This window comes from Paenibacillus sp. 37, from assembly GCF_008386395.1.
GTDB classification, from domain to species: domain Bacteria; phylum Bacillota; class Bacilli; order Paenibacillales; family Paenibacillaceae; genus Paenibacillus; species Paenibacillus amylolyticus_B.
Genome location: NZ_CP043761.1, coordinates 2,652,725 through 2,671,979, shown reverse-complemented (window position 1 = coordinate 2,671,979; position 19,255 = coordinate 2,652,725). Strand labels below are relative to the sequence as shown.

At 40.7% G+C, this 19,255-nt stretch carries 16 protein-coding genes; 1 reads left to right on the top strand and 15 read right to left on the bottom strand.

The features are described 5' to 3' along the window. Positions 1 to 159: 159 nt before the first annotated feature. From F0220_RS33405 to F0220_RS12055, 7 genes are all read right to left on the bottom strand, one after another. The gene (locus F0220_RS33405) at positions 160 to 288 is read right to left on the bottom strand and encodes a DUF6886 family protein (protein ID WP_374954379.1); all 129 of its coding nucleotides are present in this window, start codon (positions 286 to 288) and stop codon (positions 160 to 162) included. Positions 289 to 367: 79 nt separating this feature from the next. Continuing rightward, a complete protein-coding gene (locus F0220_RS12080; RefSeq protein ID WP_105598274.1) occupies positions 368 to 886 on the bottom strand; it encodes a phosphotransferase-like protein in 519 nt (172 codons plus the stop codon). 54 nt (positions 887 to 940) lie between these two features. Then, positions 941 to 1,423, bottom strand: a complete 483-nt coding sequence (locus tag F0220_RS12075) for a DinB family protein (RefSeq protein ID WP_105598273.1) — start codon at positions 1,421 to 1,423, stop codon at positions 941 to 943. A gap of 30 nt (positions 1,424 to 1,453) precedes the next feature. Beyond that, complete coding sequence (locus F0220_RS12070) at positions 1,454 to 2,110, bottom strand: hypothetical protein (protein WP_105598272.1); 657 nt, start codon at positions 2,108 to 2,110, stop codon at positions 1,454 to 1,456. Positions 2,111 to 2,116: 6 nt separating this feature from the next. Continuing rightward, positions 2,117 to 2,704 carry a helicase gene (locus F0220_RS12065; protein ID WP_105598271.1) on the bottom strand — a complete coding sequence of 196 codons (588 nt, stop codon included), beginning with the start codon at positions 2,702 to 2,704 and terminating at the stop codon, positions 2,117 to 2,119. A gap of 248 nt (positions 2,705 to 2,952) precedes the next feature. Further along, complete coding sequence (locus F0220_RS12060; RefSeq protein ID WP_091017741.1) at positions 2,953 to 3,729, bottom strand: SDR family NAD(P)-dependent oxidoreductase; 777 nt, start codon at positions 3,727 to 3,729, stop codon at positions 2,953 to 2,955. Between the two features lie 396 nt (positions 3,730 to 4,125). Then, positions 4,126 to 5,346, bottom strand: coding sequence for a cytochrome P450 family protein (locus tag F0220_RS12055; protein WP_181155345.1), 1,221 nt, complete (start codon positions 5,344 to 5,346; stop codon positions 4,126 to 4,128). Between the two features lie 287 nt (positions 5,347 to 5,633). On the opposite strand from F0220_RS12055, the gene F0220_RS12050 reads away from it, so the two are divergent. Then, the gene (locus F0220_RS12050) at positions 5,634 to 6,236 is read left to right on the top strand and encodes a TetR/AcrR family transcriptional regulator (protein WP_179198552.1); all 603 of its coding nucleotides are present in this window, start codon (positions 5,634 to 5,636) and stop codon (positions 6,234 to 6,236) included. 306 nt (positions 6,237 to 6,542) lie between these two features. Here the strand turns inward: F0220_RS12050 and F0220_RS12045 are convergent, their stop codons facing one another. The 8 genes from F0220_RS12045 to F0220_RS12010 form a co-directional block, all read right to left on the bottom strand. Further along, positions 6,543 to 8,066, bottom strand: a complete 1,524-nt coding sequence (locus F0220_RS12045; protein WP_223199918.1) for an ABC transporter substrate-binding protein — start codon at positions 8,064 to 8,066, stop codon at positions 6,543 to 6,545. A gap of 126 nt (positions 8,067 to 8,192) precedes the next feature. Then, positions 8,193 to 9,086, bottom strand: a complete 894-nt coding sequence (locus tag F0220_RS12040) for a carbohydrate ABC transporter permease (RefSeq protein WP_223199982.1) — start codon at positions 9,084 to 9,086, stop codon at positions 8,193 to 8,195. 10 nt (positions 9,087 to 9,096) lie between these two features. Then, on the bottom strand, positions 9,097 to 10,059 hold the full coding sequence (locus F0220_RS12035; protein WP_223199981.1) for an ABC transporter permease: 963 nt from the start codon (positions 10,057 to 10,059) through the stop codon (positions 9,097 to 9,099). A gap of 131 nt (positions 10,060 to 10,190) precedes the next feature. Further along, positions 10,191 to 11,756: a response regulator gene (locus tag F0220_RS12030; protein ID WP_149846545.1), complete on the bottom strand. Its 1,566-nt coding sequence runs from the start codon at positions 11,754 to 11,756 to the stop codon at positions 10,191 to 10,193. Beyond that, on the bottom strand, positions 11,749 to 13,350 hold the full coding sequence (locus tag F0220_RS12025; protein WP_223199917.1) for a sensor histidine kinase: 1,602 nt from the start codon (positions 13,348 to 13,350) through the stop codon (positions 11,749 to 11,751). Before F0220_RS12025 ends, F0220_RS12030 begins: the two co-directional genes overlap by 8 nt. Before the next feature lie 274 nt (positions 13,351 to 13,624). Continuing rightward, positions 13,625 to 16,213 (bottom strand): alpha-L-rhamnosidase, encoded by a 2,589-nt coding sequence (locus tag F0220_RS12020; protein WP_149846543.1) that lies wholly within the window; start codon positions 16,211 to 16,213, stop codon positions 13,625 to 13,627. Between the two features lie 20 nt (positions 16,214 to 16,233). Beyond that, positions 16,234 to 17,655: a family 43 glycosylhydrolase gene (locus tag F0220_RS12015; protein ID WP_091017132.1), complete on the bottom strand. Its 1,422-nt coding sequence runs from the start codon at positions 17,653 to 17,655 to the stop codon at positions 16,234 to 16,236. 67 nt (positions 17,656 to 17,722) lie between these two features. Next, positions 17,723 to 19,243: a sialate O-acetylesterase gene (locus F0220_RS12010; RefSeq protein WP_149846542.1), complete on the bottom strand. Its 1,521-nt coding sequence runs from the start codon at positions 19,241 to 19,243 to the stop codon at positions 17,723 to 17,725. Positions 19,244 to 19,255 lie beyond the last annotated feature (12 nt).

Below are 19,255 nucleotides of genomic sequence, written 5' to 3'. Positions count from 1 at the left end.
CCTACTATGTTCGAACCCTACAGCCTCCCTTAAAGGATATAAATTCGTTGTAAATCGCAGTTTAACTCCTCTGGCAAAAGCCTTTCTACCAAGTGAACTACTTTCTCTATGTAGCTTGGTATAATCACCTGATCGGAAATATAATACCCAGCTGTTTTATTAAAAAAATTGAAAGGACGCTTCATCCAGATGGTATCGATATAACGTTTGTAGTACGATCCTTGAATACCAAACTCTTTCAACAGTTACAATGATATCTGCATCCGTGTGATTAAAAAAACAACTCATTGTTTACATCACTGGTCTCTATTGTTCTCCTCAATACAATTCGAGGACAATCATTCTCTTCAATTCATACAGTGAACCTTTATTCACTTTTAAACAGCGTATTGATAATCATCTCGGCACATTCCTCAGGTGTATGCACACTCGTATCCACCGAATAACTATACTGAATGTCGGAAGCCATAATTTGATGTTGCTCATCCGATTGCTCTTCTCTGCGATCACCACGCTCAATGTTACGCTGACGACAGATGTCGAGAGGGCAATATAACTCAACGATATCCAGTGGATACCCTTCAAAAATCTGTTTGACTTGTTCATAATGCGGCGCGAGCTCTTTTCTTTCAACCAGTATGCCATCGATCAGAACATGCTTGCCATGGTCTGAGAATACTTTTGCCGTATGATACATCATTACAATCGCTTCACTCAGATACTTCCAGTAATCCGTCTGAAGATGTTTATCACCGATCGTATTTTCAAAAAGATCATTAGCGACCACATAGAAAAACGGATCATCGTATGATTGCATCGCCTCTACAATTGAAGTTTTACCAGAGCTCGTTACACCGTTCAAAAATATAATTTTGCCTTTTTCCATGAAAGTCATCTTCCTTTGCTTAAGTATAATTTTATAACCCTAATACAGCGTGTATTACGTGTGTTTCATTGATTTTTTGAGCAGCATGATCTGGCCAATATGATAGGCATTATGAATGCATAGATTCGATACAACTCCCCACCAGGGCGCGTTGAAATAAGAAGGAATTTCACGGGTCAGTTTATGTTCATCGCTATCTTCGAGTGCCCTGTTCCAATCACTAAAAACGGTTTTCAGTCTATGTAGTGTCTTGCACCACTCCACATCGTTCAGGTTAGACGGATCTATGTCAAATGTATCCTCATTATTCACTGAATGCAGCCCGTCGACCTGTTCGGCAACATATCTCTCAAGCCACCTCTCATTCCAGAAAATAAGATGATTGACGATCGCCCAAATGGAATGCTCTCCCTCATTCTTTACATAAGCGGCTTCCGCAGCATTGAGGTCTGTCAACATATCATGAAGCGGTGTAAACCAGCTCTGATCATGATAACAGGCATTTAATTGGTCTATGAGAATAGCTTTGTAACTCATCGTAGCACCTCACTCAAAATAATATAAAATTTATCCGTTCATTGAATTCGTAATTTCCATCACAAGATCTTCTGACATATTTCTGCCAATGATCTCGTATTGCAGTGCCTTCCCATGCACATCCTCTTCGATCCATATCAATTGGGAAGTTTCGTTATTGAAAATATAAAATGCTTCGACGCCACGTAAGGCTACCTGTTTAACCTTAGTACCATCATGATCAGGCAATGCGATCCGGCTTTTTGTTGTCCCGAAAATGTTAAGTTTATAACCACCGTATTCTTTATACGTGATGCTGATGCCCACAACCTTCTTATTGGGCTTCAGGTCTCGTATCACTACATTTCTGCCTAACCTGTTACTTTCTTCAATCATTTCATCGATTTCTTGCGGAGTTAGATTATCAAATCCATAAAATACATGAATGGCATCGATATCAGAATCGATCGGAAATTTCGGCTGCCATGGAGAATAAAATTTCTGCAATTGTTCCAACCCGTCTTCCCATGGAATGGCTGCATAATTGGTCTGTTGCGTGAATTGGTTCTCTGTAGCATCTGCGGTATAAATCGCCTTCCCCTCACCAGGCTTTAAGTCAATGACGATCCGGTCAATCGCACTATCTTTGCGTAAGGATTCAATTTGAATTTTCCCAAGCACATCTCCGCTTTTGTTTTTGATATCCATTGATCTTCACTCCTTTCCTTTCAAAACATCTTCCTGATCCTCATATAATAGAAGCTGAGCCCTGCAGAAGATAAAGCGATCATGAGGACTCCATACATGTAGATGGTCCGCAAGATATCCTCGTAACCAAAACTCGTCGTTTATTCGTCTGAGATAAAAACCTTTTGGAAAATCAATATCCTCTGTAAGGGCTTCAGATGCTATAGTAATGGAGCCGGACGGAGCTTTCCTCTCCTCTGAAATATGGGTAGAAACTATCTCGGGCTGATCCAAATATTGCAGTCTTAGATAAGGTCCTAACTCAACCGGACAACAATCCAACCCAAGTTCATTTGCTCTTCGAAATAACTGGAGAGTTGTAGCACCATCCGAAAATCCAAGTTGTCTGACGGTCAACTCAACCGTTTGCAAGCTTTGCTTTGTATTGGAGACTATAAATCTCTCATCATTTAACAACTGTTCTCCATATTTATTCAATAAAATAGAGTGTTGGTCCAGTTTCTGTATAAGCTGTAGTTTTGTTGAACCGCCAACGTCTACTATTCTTATTTCAACTGAACAGTCAGGGTATACGCTCTCATCTTCAATCAACATCCGCATCCCCCTAATCTAGATTCACTTCTATTATTTGAATTAATATATCAAATGTAGTCACCCACCTAGTTATGAATCCGTTTACATACATGTGTTGATCACCTCTCCATTTCTCTACCACAGAACCAAATCATATCCAATATAACCCACAATGTTCCATTTGCGAAGTGTAAAAGTGAAAACAAAAAGATGCCTCCAATGCAACTTTATAGTTGAACCGAGACATCTTATTATATGAATTAAAATATTTACAGGGTAAGACCACCATCAGCTAGTATAATGGAACCTGTCATATAGCTTGATCCATCTGAAGCCAGGAATGCAACCAGTTGAGCGAGTTCTTCCGGCTGTGCAAATCGTCCCATCCTCATATTTGGGAATTCTTCTGGCATATATCCACCATCTTGGAGCATTTGGGGTGCAGCATCCGTCATTGTTGTAGCTACTCCACCAGGACAGATGGCATTTACACGAATCCCTTTTCTTACGTATTCAAGCGCGGCTGCCTTAGTTAAACCAGCAACTCCGTGTTTGCTCGCAGTATATGCAGCTAGACTGTGCTCAGCTCGAATGGCTGTGGTAGATGCAGTATTAATGACATGTCCGTATCCTTGTTTATCCATCACTTGAAGGGCGTACTTCATCCCAAGGAATATTCCTTTTAAATTCACATTAATGACCTGAGTAAATTCTTCCTCGGAAATGTCCTGGAAACGCTGGAACTGCTGCATAATACCAGCGTTATTGAACGCTACGTCAATTTTCCCATAAGTTTCAACTGCTTTTTGAATATAGTTTTGAACATCATTGTTCGAAGAAACATCGGCTTGGACAAAAATGGCTTCACCATTTTGTTCTTTTATAAGCTCCAGTGTTTCAAGCCCTGTTGCAGTGTTGAAGTCGACTAGTACCAATTGGGCTCCTCTGGCTGCCATAAGAATTGCGCTTGCTCTCCCGATTCCACTACCTGCGCCTGTAACCGTAATCACTTTCCCTACGAGGGAATCATTTTTCTGTGAAGACATTACAGGTTTGGTTTTTACATTTTCTTCGGACACAAGTGTTAGTTCAGCCAAATCATTCTTTAACGCTTTTAATAAAGCTTCAGAAATATCCACTTGAGGAATGGCAACCAATTGATTTAATGTGAAATTAGAGGCCATCTTAAAGGTAGGTGCATTAATAAATTCCGGTAGATGTTTAGCAAGAATAGCAACTGCTTTTTCATCATTTAATAATTCCCCGATTTTAATATTTTCGTTATACGTCATGTACTTCTTCCCCCTAACATAATGTGAACCAATACAATTGATAGTTTCACTATCGTTACAATATTAATATTATCACTTCTGTGTTTTAATTTGCAAATTCACAAGGATTGTTCAGGGGTTTATATGGTAGATTTCATCATTTCTCTATAGTCAGAATATGATTGGAAAGGTCTTAAGCCCTCGAATAATCATACCTGGTCTCCATTCCAGCAATTGAGCCTCCGTGTCCAACCTGATTTCAGGAAGTCTGCGCAGCAGGTCATTAATTGCAATTTCTCCTTCAAGTCTGGCAAGGGGCGCACCTAGACAAAAGTGTACACCTTTACCAAATGCGATATGGTCATTAAGTTTACGTGTGATGTCAAACTCATCTGCTTCGTCAAATTTACTCGAATCCCGATTTGCAGATGACAAGGCAACCAGCATCATGTCGCCTTCACGGATCTGTTTTCCATCCAGTTCAACATCCTCTGTTGCCCAACGGATATTGCTTACTTCGGCAGGACCATTAAATCGTAAAATTTCTTCCATTGCTGACTGGATCATGTCAGGGTTAGCCATCAATAGGCGTTTTTGCTCTGGGTGCTCCAGAAGAGCTAACATACCGTTACCAATTAGATTCACTGTAGTTTCATGACCCGCAATAATGAGGACAAAAACGAGCGCATACAGTTCTTGTTCCGATAGCTTGTCGCCTTCCTCTTCTACACTAATGAGATCACTAATCAGATCTTTCTTGAGATCCTTGCGTCGCTCAATTATCAATTCATGCAGGTATTCGATGAAAGCTTTCATAGCCTCATCGCTTTCGTGACTTAGATCCGGATTGCTCACACTCTCCATAATTATATTGGACCACATTTGGAATTTGTCCTGATCTTTGAGAGGCACACCCAGCATTTCGCAAATAACGATAATAGGCAAAGGGAAGGCATACTCCTCAATCAGATCGATTTTCTTTTTGCCTGAAACGAGTATTTTGTCCAACAACTCGTTACTGATCTCCTCAATCCTTCCCCGCAATCGCTCAATCATTCGAGGGGTAAATGCCTTTTGGATTAGGCGTCGTAGACGCCGGTGATCCTCTGGCCCCACGCTCAGCAGATTATGAGAGATCACCTCTACATGTGGAGGTTCTTCCTCTCCATTCTGCCCGGGAGGACTTGTAACAAAGCGAGCATCTTGCAAAACGTTTACGGCATCCTCATAACGAGACACCATCCAAGCATAATGACCCTCTGGCATCAAGAAACGATGAATGGGTTCTTCTGCTCGCAACTTCTCATAAACTGGAAAGGGTTGTTGAATAAAGGAATGATCTAAGAAATCGACCTTGGACTCGGAATTGCTCTGGTTCTCGTTTGTAAACAATTGAATGCCTCCTAATTTTTGATAGCGATAATATCGTCACGATTATTATGCTACCATTTATTAAGTGACAATTTCAAATTCCTTACAATCTGCCCTTTTAACAGGTACGTTTCTCTTATGGATTGGCTTATGTGAAACTTCAAATTTAAAGCTTAAATCAGAAGTATAAACTAGCTTCATTGACAAAAAATCACACTGTTGATAGGCTAATTTAGAGTTATAGATACAAGGAGGTTTTCGCCATTCAACCCCAGCAAAGACTTGAGGCTGAACGTAGCACTATGCGAATGAAAAGACGGTTAAGTATTATCGAAGCGGCCAAAACCGTTTTTTCCCATCAAGGCTTCGAAAAGTCAACGATGCAGGAAATCGCCACTGAGGCAAATCTGGGTATTGCCACCATATTTCGATATTTCCCTAAAAAAGAACATTTAATTGTCGCCGTTGCTTCAAAAATCGTGGAGTCTGAAGTCAATGCATTCGAAGAAATCGTATATGGACAAGGAACCTGCTACGATAAATTGGAGCGTATTTTCGACATTATGAACTTCCAAGAGGCTAAACACCAGAACAATTCCAAACTAATTGAAGCATTTGAATGTTACGTGGCACTTTCCAAGGAGCCGCTTGAGGATATTCACCTCTATAAAGCACAGTATGACAAGCTTATAAACCTTTTTTCGAAACTTTCTGGGCTGGGAGAGCTAGATGGTTCTATCCGAAAGGATAACGATACCGTGGACACCTTGATTACGATGCTTCATGTCTTCGGAAATTTCTCTAAAAAAATGTCCATGCTTAGCGGTATTGATGCGTTTCATACACAGGTCGATCCGTCTGAACAATTCCGCATCCTTAAAAACCTTTTTTTAGAGCAACTTAAGCCTTGATCCTCTCATCAAATTCAGAATATCTACAGGAAGTAGCTAGGAGTAGAACTTTAGATTCTACTGGGACTTCACATTCTAAAAAGGTGCATTTATATGACATAAGTTAATCTTTATCATGTTTGGGCCCATGTTATAGACGTATTTTCTTCAGATATGAAAAAGAGACTTCAACTGTAATACAGTTGAAGTCTCTTTGGAGTGGAACAATCCAGAAAGGAACACTGATATATCAGGTTGTGCTTATTTAAATAAAATTTTTCTTGGTAATAATACAGATAAAACGGCAATTCTGCCGTTTTATCTGTATTATTGTTTTTGGCTTGCTGACCATATATCAAGCTGTCGTTGTTTCTCAGCAATGATTTTGTCAATTCCTGCATCCTTCAACTGATTATTAAATAATGGCACTGTAGTCACAGGGTCAAGCACACCAGTTTCAAGTGGAACTAAATACTGATTAATGACATTAGTTACTGCTGCAATCTCTGTTCGAACGGGCTCTGAATCAAAGTTGAAACCAAGAATTCTGGATCTTGTAGCTTTTTTTGTATAGTCTATTGCTTTGGTATAAGTCTCCGGATCCTCACCTTTAATGAGATAGGAAAGGAACCAGTTTCCAAACATCCATCTTTGATTCGGGAAATAAGTTGAATTCGATTGATTAATACCCTCTGGAAAATCAATAACGTTGTCTGATACTTTTACGTAATGTTTTCCTTCAATGCCGTAATTCAGTAAATTAATAACGTCTTTATCTGTGTACAATAAATTCATTAACATCATTGCCCGTTCCTGGTCTACCGAGTTTTTGGTGATACTCCACATAAACCCAGTAATCGCCCCTGTTTCAATCAACGTTGGCTTCAGATGCGCTAGTACCAGTTCTTTTCCGCTCGATGTCGAATCAATGTTAAGCCACGCATCGACTAAATTAGGATATGAGAAGGCTTTTCCCGCAGTCATAAGATTGTTTCCTGTTTCTGTACTCATCGTTGAATTTTTAGCAATGTAACCTGCCAGATACCATCGTCTAACCGTATTTAACATGGAGATATATTCTTCATTTTCGAACTGATTGATGACCTTTAAACTGGATTGCTCATTTGAGAGGGCTACCCCATCTCCAAGCAGTTCCAACACATTGCCACTTAACACCTGTAGAATGGAATTTCCGGATTTGGCTATCGGTATGATGTCCGGTTCATTCTCTTTAATGACTTTGAAGACTTGATCGAAATCATCCAAATTTTTAATCTTTGATGTATCCATTTTGTATTTATCGATTAAGTCCTTGCGCATACCAATCACAGAATCTTGTGCTGCATTTTTTATATTTGGCATACCATAAAGCTTACCGTCGATTCTTGCTCCATCCAGAATATCCAATCCGATCGTTGTTTTGAATGCTTCCTCAATCCCTTTCCCGTGACTAGCCAGTAAGTCGTCCAGTTCAACATACATTCCTTTGCCAACATCCTGGCTGTATGTTCCAAGACCACTAACCATCAAGTCAACTTGTTCCCCGGAGGATAACATCAACGTTTTTTGCTGAGACCAGGCTCCAAAGCTTATGGGAACCAGTTTTACAGTTGCGTTAATTTTCTCTTTAATGAGCTTGCTGAACTCCTCTTGTACTAGCCCCATGTCCTTTTGATCCATAGCGATGGGAAATGCCATGACTAATTCTACCGGTTTCAGACTACCTGCTGTGCCACTGTTGTTGCTGGCTGCCTCTCCGGAATTCGTTCCAGAAGCATTGCTGCAGGCTGTAACGATGAGGGTCAGCGCCACCATTGAAAGCAGGAAAGTTTTGAAAGCTCTTTTACTCAATTGAATTACCTCCCATGGATGTCGATGTATTATTGTCCTACGCAATTACATGTTAGCATGCAAATTCAAATTCATCTTTCTCATTTCCGTCATAGCCTTTCCAAAAATCCGTCATTTCTAATGGGATTATCCTTTTACAGAACCGATGGTCAGACCTTTCACGAAAAATCTTTGGAAGAAAGGAAAGACAGCCAACAAGGGCACAACCCCTATACAAGCTATAGCCATACGCATGGATGCTAATGGAATGTTCGCTGCCAATTCATCACCTTTGCCGTTTATTTGGGTGGACGTTTGCAAAAATTGTATATCCTGGAGAATACGATACAACAGGTTTTGCAAACTGTAGAGCCGACTCTCCGTGATATAGATCAAGCCATTATTCCAATCATTCCAATATGTTAATGTGTAAAATAACCCGACCGTCCCTAATACAGGAGTTGATAGTGGAAGGACAATTCGAAAGAAGATTCTCCATTCTTTCGCTCCATCAATCTGAGCTGATTCGATTAACGCTTTGGGAATAGAGGTGGCAAAAAAGGTCCGCATTAAAATAATGTAAAATGCGTTCATGAGCAAACTTGGGATAATTAGTGCCCATATCGTATTTTTGATATGAAAAACTTGTGTGTAGAGCAGATACGTGGGAACAAGTCCGCCGTTAAACAGCATGGTAAAAAATACGAAGAAAGCTAGTCCATTCTTGAAAGGCATCTCTGCCCGGGAGAGCGGATAAGCCAACATCGCTGACAGCGTTAATCCCGTAACAGTCCCTATAATGGTCACCAGAAACGTAACACCATAAGAATGCATAATATCGAGAGATCCGCTGAATATATAAGAATATGCTGAAAATGTGATTTCTTTCGGTAGAAATGAATAGCCATTTTTGATAATTTCCATGTCATCCGTTATTGACGCCGAGAATAACAACCAAAAGGGCAGCAAGCACATTAGTGAAAATATGATCATGATTACGTTGAGAATGATTTGACTCCATTTGCTGGATTGCACTGACAATCCCCCCTTTCTAAAATAATGCATTCTCTTTGTTTCTTCTGCTTACTATGGCGTTAGATAACAGGACGAGAATAAAACCGACGACAGCTTGGTATAATCCTGCTGCAGAGGACATCCCAATATCACCCAAATTCATTAATGCACGGAAAACATAGGTATCTATAGTGCTTGTGACAGTTGTCAGTGCTCCTTGGTTGAGGGGTACTTGATAGAACAAACCGAAATCCGAATAAAAAATTCGCCCGACAGCAAGCAAAGTCATAATGGAAACGTATGGCATGATAGCCGGAATTGTAATGCTCCTGATTTGATGCCATTTTGTTGCCCCATCTATTTTTGCAGCTTCGTAATATTCGTGATCGATACCGATGATAGCGGCATAATAGATAATGCAAGAGTTGCCTATACTTTTCCATAGATGCACGAAGGTAAGAATCCAAGGCCAATATTTCGGTTCACTGTACCAAGAGATCGTATCCAGACCCAAAAAAGGAAGTATACTTTTGTTTATGAATCCGTTCTCGACATCAAGGAAGGCCAAACCCAAATAGGAAACGATAACCATGGAAATCAAATAAGGCAATAAAATGAGAGTCTGATACACTTTGGTTAGAAAGCGCTTTCTAATTTCATTAAGAATAATCGCTGTCCCGATCCCCATAATCGTAGTCAGAATAATAAATGCTCCATTGTACAAGATGGTATTTCTGGTGATTATATACGCATCCTTTGTTTTGAAAAGGTATTCGAAATTTTTGAAACCTACCCAGTCACTACCTGTTATCCCTTTCATAAAGTTGTAATCCTTAAATGCAATGACTACTCCAAACATAGGCAAATAGTTGTTGATAAACAGGTACAGCAAGCCAGGCAACGCCATTAATACTAGTGCTCGGTATTTTACTACCTTCTTCAGCTCCAGAACCAATTTTGAATTTTTCTTTTTGCTCGGGGGTTGATCCACCTGAAGCATGATATCGTTTTGCAAGATCACTACCACCTTTATTGATTGATAGGTTCATTCTAATCCACAAAGGCAGAAGGGAAATTTAAATATCAGCCATTCCGTTTATAAGATTCCGTCATCGCATGTATAACATTTCTTCACAATTTTTTGCGATAACTTTTTCGATATTCTTGGGGTGTCATCAGGACATTTTTCTTGAATATTGTAGAAAAATAAGGGAAATTATTTGAGAATCCAACAGACATTGCAATACTAGTAATCGTCATATCGGTGTTAGCCAGCATTTCTTTTGCCATATGAATCCGTTCTTTTAGAATATAATCATTGATCGAATCGCCTGTTTCCTTTTTAAAAACCTTCACAACATAGTCAGGACTAAGCCCGATATAATCGGCTATACATTGTCGGGATAGTTCTTCCTCAATATGAAGTGCAATATATTTTTTTGTTTTTTCAACGACACTTTCTCCTTGTCCTGTCTTGATATGAACATATGCAGCTTCTAAAACACCCAACATCCACTCTTGCAAATCCTTCACTGAGCGTGTAGCAGCTTGAATTCGCGCCGGAGACAACTGCGTTATCTCATCAGCCCGGAAGCCTAATTGCTCCAAGGCTGTCATGATCATTTGCATAAAGCTTTGATAAAAATGAGTGATCCACTTTGCATCAAGGCCCTCAATTTTCCTCCAACGTTCCAGAAATCCCCAGGATTCTTCAATGAGCTTTTTATGATCACCGCGTTTGAACATCTCCGACCATATTTTGAACGGTGGCATAGGAATCGGTAAGTCCTTTATTTTATAATCATCCAAAAATAATGCACGGTCAGTAAAATTAACATAATCCTTTTGAAATGCAATTAAGGTTTCAACCATAGGCCTAAATTCATGTAAGAATGCAGTATTGCCGATATAGCATGAAGGATGACAATAGAAGTATGTATTGCATGCCTTCACAAAAGACTCAGAATGTATTTTTATTTTTCTTCTTATTCGCTGTAACTCTTCCTGATCCCCATTTAGATTCGGTATAATCACCAAGATCACTTCATCGTTTATCCATAACAATTCAGAAGGATTTTCTTGAATAAACGATTCTTCCAGCGCATTTTTCAGAGCATATTTCAATATTTGAATATCCCGAGAGTTGAAAGATTTATCCCAGTGCTGGAGCCAAATAAGTATTGGCAGTATAGGCTTGGAAACCAGATAAGGCAGTTCAAGCTTCCGAATCATATTATTTAATTGCTCCGGAATAGAAGGAATCGCTTGACTGAGCACATCTTTCCAGAAAGTTACTCTTTTGAAGTGCGCCCCTTCTTTATCTTTTCTAATTTTTTCTATCGCTCTAATCACAGCATCTTTCAGCTCCTCTTTGGGAATGGGCTTTAACAGATATTCAAAGCTCCCAAGCTGAATGGCTTTTTTAGCATAATCAAAATTCGGATGGGCCGTTAAAAAAATACACTCCGTCTGCGTAGAGGACGCCCTCACCCATTCAACCAGTTCGAGCCCGCTTCCTTGAGGCATCTCAATATCACATATCATCAGATCAATGGAGTAGGTTTCAAATACTTCTTTAGCCTGCCGCAGGTTATACGCCACGAGTACATCAGCAAAGCCGAGGCGCTCCCAGCTTACGCTCGATTTGATGCCGTCCGCAATAAACATTTCATCATCCACAATTAAGAGTCTATACATCGCTAATATCCTCCTTTTCATAGTAAGGCAGCATGATATCAATGACTGCTCCATCGCTATTTGAAAACTCAATGTGTGCTTTCTCACCAAATAGCAGCAATAGCCTGCGTCGTACGTTCCAAGTGCCGATATGCTCGCCGTCTTCGTTAGTTAGATTTAATTGTTGCTGCAGTTGGTGTAGTATATCGTCAGAGAATCCTTTTCCAGTATCCTTAATGTGGATGTGAATCATTCGATCTCCATCTTCATTATGATCACTGTTAATCACAATATGGATTTGGGTAGTTCCGTCTGTATTTATTGCATGTTTAATCGTATTTTCCGTAAAAGTCTGAATCATTAGTGGTGGAATCAGACAGTCCTCCAATCCCTGCTGAAGCGAAATTGAATATTCCAAGCTTCCTGGGAAACGAAATTCTTGAATTTTTAAATAATTCTCAGTGTGATCCAGTTCATCCTGTAACAATACAAAATCGGTTTGACTTCGGAACATAAATCGAAAATAACGAACAAGAGACAAAGATAACTCCTGGATTAAGTTATACTTTTTTTCCTGTGCAAGATAATATACAATATTTAAGCTGTTCAGAAAAAAATGGGGATTTATCTGCAATTGAAGGTGCTTAAGTTCAGCCTTTTGACTAATTAACTGCTCTGCGTAGACATTAATTTTCAGCTGCTGAATTTCTGAAACCATGCTGTTAAATGTTTCATCCATCAGTTCAAATTCGCTGGACGAAGGTACGCGTTCAATTCTCTGTTCCAATAATCCCTTTTTTGCTTTACGCATAGCGAATACGAGGCGATTGATCGGCAATAGAATGACTTTTCTAATAAAAAATAATGCCGCCAATAGAATTAATCCGGTTCCTGTTGTAATGAAGAAAATCACTCGCTGAAGATAAGGCAGCCCCTCCAGGATTGTTTCATCAGGAATCACGGCCACCAGTCTAAAATTTCCCTTTGCAGAGTGTTTATGGGTCACCAAATATTTATCTCCCTCACCGGTTAAATAGGAGGACGTGTCTTTATTAATCAGACTGATTTTATTTTCATTGAAAAAAATTTCATCCTGCAGAGGTTTATTATTATCAGTAACAAGTACTGCTTTTCCTTTGCTCCCGAGATTCAATAAATCAAGCGGCCCCATAACCTCACTTACGTTGACTCCAGCTCCAATATAGACGTTACCACTTTTTATGATTTTTAAGAGATAGTCGGCCCCGGCTATTCTAGTCACAAACCATTTGTCTCTTGGAAGACTTGCTTGCGTGTCCTTGCTCTGGAGCAGATGAACGATTTCTTCACGGATTGGCTGGTTCCAAGTATAAGCATGTCCCGTTGGTTTAGGGGCAAAAACTAAATCTTCATTCACGGCTGAAAATGCAAAAAAATAATCCAGACCTTTATAATACACACTGTCTTCAATGAACTGCCGAAAAAGAAGATACGTCCCCATATTATAGAGATCAGGGTTGGTCTCATCCGGGCTAGCTAGGCTTTGTAGCCCACTATCCTCTGAAATCACCTTATATAAATATCGGTCAATGTCATCCAGAATGGCGTCGCTTAGATTCATATAGAGGTTGACCAAGTTACTGTTGGATTGTGCTACCTGATTCCTCACAACCTTGATCGAGTACAGATTGTTGTAGATCAGAAATATGATCATAGGAAAGATGATTACAAATAGTCCAGCTATTAGTTTAAAGCGGATGGAATTAAATATTTTACGTTTGGCCGATCCATGAGGAATTATATTCATCAATCCTTTTCATAAGAGATTATCGCAAAGTAAGAAAAGAACATCATCCTGGATATGGACAATGTTCTTATTTATATAGGCAGGGGCTTATTGGTATAGAGCGTTACAACGCTTGCACCGATGGTTTGAAACAATGTTTTCCAGCTTCGACAACCTGTGGCTCGACCCCCTGAATATTAATTTCTGCTTGGCATCCTGCCGGAATCTCAATCCAATAAACGTAATGGGCACTCTCTTTTCTCCATGAACAGGATACCTTTCCATAGATACTTTGATACGTCAAATACGCCTCTGTCAGGCTTCCACCTGGTTGGGGTGAAATCAAGAATTGGTTTTCTCCAGCAAGGTTGATACCACACACAGTATTAAATATCCAGTCACAGACAGCGCCATTGGAATAATGGTTTCTCGATGCTTCGCCATTCCAGTTCTCCCAAATCGTTGTCGCTCCCTGCTTAATTTGATAAATCCAGCTTGGATAATCTTCCTTCTCCAGCATCTGATAGGCATCATCCACATATCCCGCATCACTTAATGCCCTCAGGATGAATGGGGTTGACAGGAATCCAGTGCCTACATGGTGCTCCCGTTCACGTACCAATGAGATCAATTCATGCTCAACATTTTTTCTCATGTCTTGATCTAGCAGATCCAGAGCCAATGGCCTTACCAATTTGGCCATTTTATTTGTTGAAATTGTTCCGTTTTTCACAAAATAATATTGATACGCCGCTTTGGCTCGCTCAGATACCTTAAGGTATTTGCTTGCGTCTTTCTGCTTACCCAGTGCATCAGAGATTTGAGACAAGCAGTTTAAGGAATAAGCCAAATAGGCGGTAGCTTCTTCATATTTCGGAAGCCCTGATACCAGTTCCTCCCGGTCAGGCTCATTCCATTCACCGAAATGAAAACCGGTCGTCACAATATATTGACGGTGTTCACTCGGCTCCAGCTTCTGATCCAGATCGGGATCGGAGGTATCTCCCATTCTATTGATCATAAAGTCGGCCAGTTTAGTCATAGGTTCATACCAGTTGGCCAATTGTTTCAAATCACCATATGTTTTCCAATATCTGTACGGAATCAGAATACCTGCATCGATCCATCCACTTGAGCCTTCTACATAATCAAATCCCTCACCATGCGGGGCTACACGAGGAACAATATTATATACTTTTCCATCTGCAGCCTGATCGTCAAAAACATCCTGCATCCATTTTCTGAAAAAGGCTGTAAAGTCCATAAAGTAACGCCCCGCATGAAAGAACAATTGGGCATCTCCGGTCCAGGCTGCCCGTTCTCTTGTTGGGCAATCTGTAGGCACATCTAGGAAATTCCCTTTCATACTCCACAGCGTATTGTTCACGAGTTTCTCCAAATACGGGGAGGAACAGCTGAATTGTCCAGTTTGCTCCATGTCCGAATATACAGCGATTGCAGTGAAATGATCTGCCTGCACTGGTTCTGGCCAATTATCCAATTTGACGTACCGGAATCCTTGAATACAGAATTTAGGCTTCCAGGTTTCTCTCGCTTCACTCCCGCAGGAATAAATGATGGTCTGGAATCTGGAATCATCACAATAATCCGGGGCATAATCATATTCCTGTACCACATTGGATAAAGTAAAGTTCCCTTCACTATCAAGCATTTCTCCCATCGTCAACACAACGGTGTGCCCTTGCTTACCTTGTATTGAAAATTGCGGGTATCCGGCAATAACCTGTCCGAAATCGAGGACCGTACTTCCGTCTGGAGTAAGTAGAACTGTTGGTTTAAATGTTTCCTTTTCTTTGACTGGAACATTATTGGAACAGCACAGCAGAGTCTCCCATTCTGTAACGCGTGCTTGACCTTTATATGAAGGTGAAAGAGCAGCAACAATCGTCTCTCCATCCTTCATATCATTAAAACGCACAGGTCCGTCATTGGACCATCTGAAGCTTCCATCTGTTCCGATATAAGTCGTTGTTCCATCTGTTCCCGTTATTTCAATCTGCCCTAAAGCACAGGTCTGGGTTCCGAACACATTGGTGGCGCCAAATACGCCCTGTTTCCCTCTAAACCAGCCGTCACCTAATGAGATGTCCCATCTATTCACACCGCTCTGTAATTGCTTTGTAATATCGTAGACCTGATACTGTATTCGCTTTTCATAGCTGGTCACGCCAGGGGTCAGAACCATATCTCCCACTTTCATTCCATTGAGACTCGTCTCATAAATACCACAAGCAGTGATATACATTCTGGCTTTCACAAATGCCGGAATCTGAAATGTTTTACTAAACTCATCTACTGGATACCGTTCTCCCGGTTTTGGTTCGTAGTCACCACAGATCCATTCTGCTTTCCAATCCTGTCTTTCCAGCAAGCCCATTTCAAAAAAAGCTGTCTCACTCCACTCACCGGCAACATCATGTTCATCCCACACACGAACCTTCCAATAGATCCGTTCTCTACTACGGACATCCGCTCCATAGGGAACATGGGTCATGCTGGCCGAGCTTACTTTCCCGCTACTCCAGACGTACGATGCTTTGTCTAGTTCTTCCTTGGTATGTGTTGCTATAATTTCATAAGCAGTCTGTTTCTTGCTGTCTCCCACTAAATTCCATGCAAATTCAGGTCGAACAATATCAATACCTAAGGGATTAGTTAAATATTCTGTTTTCAGCAGTATAGCTTTTAGCATTTCAGCAGCTCCCTTCTGGCTCAAACTTTCTTAAATTCGAATTCCAATATATCAATCACTCCAGTACCTTGGAACGTAATAAATACAGGTTGTCTCCCTTTTTCAGGACTAAACGCCGTTTCATAATTCTGCCACTCTTCCGATGGAGTTATGATTACAGAAGCGCAAACCTCGCCCCCTAAATGGTGGGTAACCAGGATTTTCCCGGTTGCTTCTCCGCGTATTTTAATTCGGAATCTGTTTGCCTCAGCGAACTGAAAATATTTATATCCTGCTGTCGCACCATCTTGGAAATTAGCGATATACTGATTCCCATTCTCTTCTCTGTCTTCTCCTTCTTGCGTGAAATAAGGATGGTTCTCGTCATAGGTGAGCACCAGCAATGGGACCCCTTCTTTACTTGCCATATTACACGCAATTCGCGCCTCATATGTTCCAACTTCCGCCAAATCCCCATCATTTAACCCGCAAGATGTAAGTTCCACCTGAGGAATGGTTCCATCCTCGAGAAAGAAGATTTTTTCCGCACAGGCTTGTCTGTTGTATCCATCTCGATTCGAGTGGCGATGATAGAAAATATACCATTGACCCTTGATCTGAATAAAACTTCCATGATTATTGCCACAGTAACTCATAGCTTTATTTCTCTCTTTATTGTCTGTAAATATATCTGCATTAGATATAATTACGCCCCGATACGTGAAATCTCTGTCCGGATATGGACTGGTTGCATAACAAAGATTGTGTACATTTGGAAATGAAGAATATATAAAATAATATAGACCATTCACTTTACGCACGGACGGAGCTTCAAAGTATTGATTCTCCTCGAACGCCTTCTCTTTATTGGAGGTAATAATTTCCGGCATCGATTTAACAGTCATCATATCATCCTCTAATTCCATAACCATGGCTCCAACCCGTTTCCGTCCCTGATCCTCATCGGCAAATAATGAATTCCCCCCTGAATAGAGGTAACATCTTCCATCATCATCTACAAAGATACCTGGATCGAATTGATAGGCATCTCCTTCAGCAGAGCCAAGTACATGCCTGTCCTGATCCTGCACATGTCCATGGAATTTGTATTTTCCCGCTGGAGTATCACATACGGCTACCGAAATGCAACACGAACCCTCAATAGAATAATAGAGATAATATCTTCCATCTTTCCCCTGCGCAACGTCAGGCGCATAATATAATTTGTTTCCCTCAGGATCCAACGGATCCATGCCTTTATCTAAAATGATTCCCTCATACTTCCAGCTACTCAAATCGTCCACCGGTGCTGACCAGCACACATACGGATTCATGCAATAATCTGTCCCGTTAAATTTGTCGTGAGATCCATAGAGATATACTCGATCTCCGAATATGTGCGGCTCTCCATCCGGAATATATTCATAGCTCGGTAAAAACGGATTATAAACTTGTTTTTCCATGTAAATCTGCACCTCCATAAAGTTATAAGTCTAAATTTATGCAAAAACTTTCATTCATCTTGTTTAGTTACACAATAACTTGAAACGGTTTCATAGGATTAGTTTGATTATTGTAAACATTGACTTCATAATATCCCTGATTTGCAAAGGAAATCTTTATCTGCTCTGGGAATTCTCCCTTAATCCATAACTGATCATTGATCACTGAAATCTCTGCTGGAGTCCTCACGGTTCCATCACGTTCAGTCAGCGAGATGGCATTAACCTTGTCACCCTTTACATGTAACCCATTGGCATGCCGGATGTTGATTACGATCCCTCCCGGAATTCTTGTTGCACTTAAAAATTCCGGTGGATCCGATAAAATGTTTTCGCCATATATGTGTGCTCTAGCCAGCAGAGCCAAACGGGTACCAATTGGTTTTTTATACTTTGGATGAATATCCCACTCCATTCCAGCATCCGATGAACTGGCCATCCAGGTGTCTGGAATCGTTTGAGATACAAGCTCTTGCTGCCTGCGTACTTCTGGTAAGTTTTGCATCCATTCTCCAAACGGGGCCAACTGTACAAACAGAAACGGGAGCTTGTCAGCCCATAGATCACGCCAACATTCAATCAACTTGCTGAACACTGTGCCATATAACGCTGCCCTTTCGTCATCACTTTCACCTTGATACCAAATAACACCTCGTATACCATACGGCGCAATCTGCTTCAGCATTGATTCATACAATCCACCAGGTCGTTTCTCCCAATAAGGCCCGGGCTTAGAGTATGATATTCCCACCTGCTCGCCTGCCGACATTCTCTGAATGAGTTCCAACTGCTCCTCTTGGGAGAATCCGGGGAACATCATTTTGTTCAGCCTTTCGTCACGAAATGGGTCCGAATGGTCATTCATAGGATTTTCCTTGAAATCCGCTTTATAGTCCTCAACATTCAAACCTGCAATATCTTCTTCATATGATTCAAGCCAAGCTTTTCCTTCATTATCTTTCAAATAATCAGGGTCCATCCAGGTACAAGCAGGCGTTCCTCCCCAATTACAGCCCACTACACCGATAGGAATATCAAGTTTTTCATGTAAATTGGCTGCGAAATAGTAACCAACTGCAGAAAAATAAAGTAAATCCTCTGGGGTGCAGCCTCTCCACAGGCCAAATCTGAAGTAATCATGTTCTTCAATCTGACCCTCATATGATACTTTGGGATAATCAAAAAAGCGTATATCCGGATTCATTTCTCCCTTGATAACTTGCTCTTTCTCTGCATCGAACTGGAGATAATACTCCATATTGGATTGCCCACCAGCCAGCCACACTTCTCCGACACCAATATTCTGGTATGATAAAGTATCCCTGCCATCTGTTATACTAAGCAAAACATTCTTCTCAGCTTCTAATGGTGGAAAGGTTAGCATCCAGCTACCATCTTTCTGGACAACTCCCTTTACAATTTGTGTGTTTTTCCCCTTCAAAGTGCCGGATATTTCTTTCCCCGGTAAACCGGTTCCCCAGACTTTAAACTTCTTCTGACGCTGTATCACCATATTGTCGCCAAATATTATTGCTGTTTTCAGCATCATCCTTCTCTTCTC